Source organism: Chamaesiphon sp. OTE_20_metabat_361 (assembly GCF_031364565.1).
In genome coordinates this window covers 1-4,955 of record NZ_JANLWO010000654.1, presented here as the reverse complement: position 1 = coordinate 4,955, position 4,955 = coordinate 1, and the positions used below count along the sequence as shown (strand labels likewise).

Here is a 4,955-nt window from a genome sequence, read left to right as displayed (position 1 = left end):
ATTGAAATCGGGGCTAGTGATGCAAAGTCCGCCTACGCGGACTGGTTAATCAGTCCGCGTAGGCGGACTTTGCATCATTAGCAGAGACTTCAGTCTCTAGGCTCTTCTTATCCCCAACTCAGATCAATTACAGAATTTTTCGACACAGCGGACGAACATTTCTACGCCTGTGGCGAGTGCGGTTTCATCGAAGTCAAAGCGCGGATGGTGATGGGGGTATGCTAGAGATCGATCGGGATTGGCGGCACCGAGAAAGAAGTAACAGCCAGGTACGGCTTGCAAGAAAAAGGACATATCTTCACCGCCCATAGTTTGACACTCAGGGACTACGCCAAGCGGTGTCTCGACCAAATCTGTGGCGACAGAGCGTACCAGATCGGTAATCTTGGGGTCGTTAATTACGGGTGGGTAAAGTTTGGTGTACTCTAGCTGGTAAGTTGCACCGTAACCAGCGCAGATACCAGCGACGATCGCGTCGATCCGCCGCTCAAAAAAGTCGGCAAGATCGGGATTAAAATATCTGACTGTGCCAGTTAAACTCGCCGTATCGGCAATGACATTACGGGCGTTGCCAGCGTTGAATTGACCGACGGTGACTACCGCCGAATCGATCGGATTGACATTGCGGGCGACGATCGTCTGGAGGGCGGTGACGATCTGACTGGCGACGACGATCGCATCTACCGTCTGATGCGGCATCGCTCCATGTCCGCCCTTGCCTTGGATCTTCAGATTAAATAATTCTACGGCTGCCATTAATGCGCCGCTGCGGACGCCGATCGTCCCGAGCGGTAAGTTATTCCACAGATGTAGCCCGATGATGGCATTGACATCGGGGTTAGTGAGGACGCCCTCATCGATCATCGGTTTGGCACCACCAGGGCCTTCCTCGGCGGGCTGGAAGATAATTTTGACCATCCCTGCAAAGTCATTTTGATGCTGGGATAGATAGTAAGCGGTCATCAAGGCGATCGCCACATGTCCATCGTGTCCGCACGCGTGCATGATCCCATCGTGCTGGGACTTATAGGGCACATCGTTAGCTTCTTGAATCGGTAAAGCATCCATATCTGCCCGAATTGCGAGCGTCTTGAGCCGAAAACTCGTCTTCCGCCCTTGAATCATCGCGACGATTCCCGTTTTGGCAATGCCAGTCTGATGGGGTATTTTCCATTCCGTCAGTTTTTTGGCGATCGTCTCGGCAGTAATGCGCTCTTGGAAACCGAGTTCGGGCTGCTGGTGAAGCTGCCGTCTCAAGGCGACTAGCTGGGGCTGCAAGGCTTGAATCTCCGATCGAATTTTGTCGGGATGAATGGGTTGAGTGGGCGCGTTAGTGGCAAACATGTGGTTGAGGGGATGAGTGAGCCAAGCTGATTACACTAATTTTAACTCTGCGTTTGGCTGGTTATCCGATCGAATTAGGTCAGTACGAGTCGGAGGATCGCGATCGCTACTACTTTAATTGAGACGATCGTTATTCTTCAGATCGAACAGATTTTCGATATACTTAATGAAAGTAGCTTGCCCGTACCGCACATCGATTTTTACGCGGCGGACAATTGGCGATAACCGCCGAGTCAGCTCAACTAACCAAAACCTTAAGCTCTAATGTATTTATATAGTTGGCATCGATTTAGAATCTAGCAAGTTGTAGTGCCCGATTGAGGGCAATAGATCGGTCGATGCTTACTCACTTTTTATGCTCTAGTTACACACATTCCAATAATAGTCACCTAGACGCTCGCGATTCGGGATTGACAGTATGAGTAGTAACAAAGCGGGTAAGCTGCGACCTTCCAAGTAGCCCATTTGGCATTGCACTCAGGCAGCGAGTAGCTGCACTAGCTATGTCCCAAAACTATTTCAACATCTTTCTTTAACTCATGCAAAATCCAATTTCCGTCGGTGAAGCATCTCCCTCAGAGCATCAGGATCTCCAGAGCCTAGAACAAACCCTGGATGCAAATGTCCTGCGCGATACGAATATCAACCACTCAAGAATCTTGATTACGCCTAAAGAGCTGAAGGCACAGTTACCGCTATCACCCGAACTAGAACAACGCATCGTTAACTATCGCCGCCAGATCCAGAAAATCTTAGATTTCCAAGACAATCGCAAATTCATTGTCGTCGGCCCTTGTTCGATTCATGATGTCAAAGCCGCCGAAGAATATGCTTACAAATTAAAAGATTTAGCCGATCGAGTCCAAGATAAATTCTTGCTAATCATGCGAGTTTATTTTGAGAAACCCCGCACTACTGTTGGCTGGAAAGGGTTGATTAACGACCCAGATATGAATGAGTCTTTCGATGTCGAAAAGGGCTTATATACTGGCAGGACACTACTGATTAAACTTGCAGAAATCGGTTTACCGACAGCGACAGAAGCACTCGATCCGATCGTTCCCCAGTACTTAGATGAATTAATTGCTTGGTCGGCAATCGGCGCACGCACTACCGAATCCCAAACTCACCGCGAAATGGCCAGCGGACTATCGATGCCTGTAGGCTTCAAGAATGGCACCGATGGTAGCGTCAAAGTTGCCTTAAATGCGCTCCAATCTGCCCAACAACCACACAATTTTCTGGGGATCGACAAACACGGACGGGTCAGCGTTTTTCAAACTCGGGGTAATGCTTACGGACACATTATCCTACGCGGTGGCGAAGGTAAACCCAACTACGATCCCGTCAGCGTTCAAGCCGCCGAAACCGAACTCAAGAAAGCCAATTTAGCACCACGGATCGTGATTGATTGCAGTCACGGTAATTCTAATAAAGATTATCGGCTCCAACCGATCGTCTTTGAAAGCACGATTCAACAAATTGTCAATGGCAATACCTCAATGGTGGGGATGATGTTGGAGTCCAATCTGCATGAAGGCGGACAATCGATTCCAGCAGATCTCACTCAACTTAAATATGGCGTTTCGGTGACTGATAAGTGTATTAATTGGGTAGATACCGAACGCATTATTCTCGCAGCATACGATCGCCTTTAAGAGGGTGTTTGAAAAGTATAGATCGAATCCCCCCAGCCCCCTTAAAAAGGGGGAGCAAGAGTAGTCCGGTTCCCCCCTTTTTAAGGGGGGCTAGGGGGGATTTTCTAAAGTTTACGAGTGCTGTTTGATACTTTTCAAATGTCCTTATAAGGTCAAAAAGGAGCGGTAATCGATCGATTACCGCTCCTTTTAAGTGTGAAAAATACCCGATCGCTACCGAATTTTTCTCTACTCATTCATTGACTTGTAGGTAGCAACAGATGAGGGTGATTGTCCGGTGAGGTAGCGGAAGATCCAATATTTGAAAACGGTATCCATTAAGACCGGAACTGTCGCGATAAAAAGCGAGTTGAATTCGTTGTTTTCAGCAATACCCAGATGTCTGGCAGTGCCTTGGAGGATTATCTCCCAGCCGTGGGGAGAGTGAAAGCCGACAAAGGTGTCGGTGAGTAAGATAATAATGAAAGCTTTGGCGCTATCGCTAAGCCCAGCGATCAGATCGCCGAGGAAGGCTTTGAGAATCTGGATCTGTCTTTGGCTATTGCTAATCAACCAGATAAAGGTAACGATCGATAAAATATCCGCAAACCAGTTTTTGATGGCATCGGCACTTTTACGATAGTAGTCTACTTTGATTTTTGCGGCTTTTTCGGTGACTTTCTCTTCCATCTCTTCGGCAGTGAGTTTTGGTGTCAAACCGACCATGTGTTTGAATTTGATATTTCTTTCAAACATTTCCATTTCCTCTAAGGCTTCTCGTTCGAGGTTGACGTTGAGAAAGATATCTGCTTGGTGGTAGTTGCGGTAGGCATCGATAACTGGGCCGACAATAATGATTTTGGAGATATATTGGGCTAGCAGCGGCACTAAAATCAGCATCAAGATAAATCTCAGTGAAGTTCTTGTTTTGCCTTGATTGAAGCGGTAGTTTTCCAGGACTCGAACGTCGGCGTTGGGATCGAGATCTTGCTGGATGCGTCGAAAGGTATTAATCAGGGAAATATCGATAATGGCTTTTTTGTCATTATTGACGTTTTCACCCTCAAGATCGAGTTGCTTGGGCATACGCTTGGATGGGCGACGACCGAGGGAACTAGCGGTAATCGGATTGACGTTGACGGTTTGGGAGGGATTCTGGTTTGCTGTATCGACGATCGATAATGAGTTTGGTGGTGTAGGTGGGGCAATAAAATTGACGGCACGTTGTCCGAAGGTCGATCTTTGGAGATTGGGATCGATCTCAGTGGTATTATCGGCGTAACGAGTCAATAAATCGTCGATAAAGCTGAGTTTTTCCAGAATTCGCGCTTCATATTCGATATCTTGAGTGTAGGAATTGATATCGCTAAACCCGAGACTATCGAACTGCTGGCTCTCGGGCGGTTGGGGATAGTTATTGCCAGTGACTGTGCGGCTGGTTTGAAATTCGGCAAGGCGAATCCGGGTAATCCGCAGGTATTTATTGAGATCGTTCTGAAAATAGGTAGCAACTTGATTGTTAGTGGATATGGGGGAAACCTCAATTTTCTCACCCCCAAAATGTTCGTCTTCGATCGCTTTTATTTTCAAAGCGGCTTTGTAGGCTTCGTCCAATGCTCGATCGGCGGTACGATAAAACCACTGATTAGCTTTGCGCCAGTATTTATTAAGTCGGTTCTCCATGGGGAAGAGAGGGTAGAGGGTAGATGGTAGATGGGAGAGGGTAAGAGGTAAAGGTAATGGGTAAGAGGTAATAGCCGAGCTATGCTATTAACAAAGAGTAGGGGATGAACTACCCATTCTAAAAACCCAATTATTAATTATCAATTAATTTAATAATATTTAGGTACTAATATAAGGTGTGAGTACGATCGCTGGAGATGCGGGTGTGTCGGGTAAAGCAATTTGGATTGAGGGTGGTACGCGCAGTGGCAAAACAGATGCGATAGTTGCTCAATTTTGTCAGTGGTTGGA

At 47.1% G+C, this 4,955-nt stretch carries 3 protein-coding genes; 1 reads left to right on the top strand and 2 read right to left on the bottom strand.

From position 1 onward, the window contains the following. Nucleotides 1–123: 123 nt before the first annotated feature. Nucleotides 124–1,344 carry a M20 family metallopeptidase gene (locus RMO35_RS18735; RefSeq protein WP_309743050.1) on the bottom strand — a complete coding sequence of 407 codons (1,221 nt, stop codon included), beginning with the start codon at nucleotides 1,342–1,344 and terminating at the stop codon, nucleotides 124–126. A 539-nt stretch (nucleotides 1,345–1,883) separates the two neighbouring features. On the opposite strand from RMO35_RS18735, the gene RMO35_RS18730 reads away from it, so the two are divergent. Continuing rightward, nucleotides 1,884–3,002 (top strand): 3-deoxy-7-phosphoheptulonate synthase, encoded by a 1,119-nt coding sequence (locus RMO35_RS18730; RefSeq protein WP_309743048.1) that lies wholly within the window; start codon nucleotides 1,884–1,886, stop codon nucleotides 3,000–3,002. Nucleotides 3,003–3,230: 228 nt separating this feature from the next. Here RMO35_RS18730 and RMO35_RS18725 read toward each other — a convergent pair whose 3' ends face one another. After that, on the bottom strand, nucleotides 3,231–4,664 hold the full coding sequence (locus RMO35_RS18725) for a proton extrusion protein PcxA (protein WP_309743046.1): 1,434 nt from the start codon (nucleotides 4,662–4,664) through the stop codon (nucleotides 3,231–3,233). Nucleotides 4,665–4,955 lie beyond the last annotated feature (291 nt).